The following is a 928-nucleotide window of genomic DNA, read 5'->3' as shown; positions in this document are numbered from 1 at the left end:
GCATTCTGCCGCAACCAGCCATACCTCAGCTTGTCGATTCAGAGCGCCTCAAGGGTTCGCTGCGCCGGGCTTACGCCCGCCCTTGACCCGCTAACATCACCCACTCGGAATTCAAAAGAGGCTCTTTACTCGTGTTCGAGCGTTCATTGGCGGCAATACTGGCGGCTACCGCGATTGAGTATCCGCTCACGGCTGATGCCCAGCTGCGTGTCAAGGATGAACATGGAAATCTGGCGATGCTGCAAGGTGCTGGGATGGCAATCGATCAAGCGGTAGCGCTATCCGCCATGTATGCGTTGAACAAGTGGAGAGGGGGACCCTTACCTTCCGCGGCTCAGATCGCCGGTTATGGTCTGTCCGGGCTTGGGTGCGTCATTCAAAGCGGTGCGCTCAATGGTCTCGTCAATCGTGCAATGGGTTCGATCGATGGCAAGCTGCGGCGTAGCTCAACTCAGGAACAGACGTACGGGGAATTGAACGTCGATGATTTGCGCGAGCGTAGACGGCGCGTACTGTACCCTGAACCGGCGACCGGTCAAGATGTCAACCACGTTGCCCTCGAACTCGGGTTCGGGCCTGTCGCCATAAAAAGCCCAAAAGAGGCAGCCTTACAGAAGGTGATGGGCGGTGTCCCTGACGAGAAGCTTGATCAATGGTCGACGGAGCTGAAGGGTACCATCGATTTACTTTCGGAATTTCATCGAGCAATTTTTCATTCAACGAATGAGCCTGGAGGGGCTGACAGATCGTGGCGACAAGCGGCTTCGGCGAGCACCGACGAAATTCAAATCGGGAAATTTATGGCTCTTTTGAAAATGCAGTGGGTAACGCAGCTCACGAGGCATGCGGGTTGAAGCTGGAGAAATCTAGCTTGCCGGCGATGAGGAACAGCACGGTTCGCATTGTTTCGAAGCGCGTGTAGCCGCGC

Annotated in this window: 1 protein-coding gene; it reads left to right on the top strand. The window is 55.8% G+C overall.

The window, feature by feature from the left end:
- The first annotated feature begins 131 nt into the window (after window positions 1-131).
- Window positions 132-854, top strand: a complete 723-nt coding sequence (locus GWC77_RS28010) for a hypothetical protein (RefSeq protein ID WP_173262812.1) — start codon at window positions 132-134, stop codon at window positions 852-854.
- Window positions 855-928: the final 74 nt, after the last annotated feature.

Source organism: Paraburkholderia sp. NMBU_R16, assembly GCF_013282575.1.
Classification (GTDB): Bacteria; Pseudomonadota; Gammaproteobacteria; order Burkholderiales; family Burkholderiaceae; genus Trinickia.
This window is presented reverse-complemented; position numbering and strand designations above follow the sequence as displayed.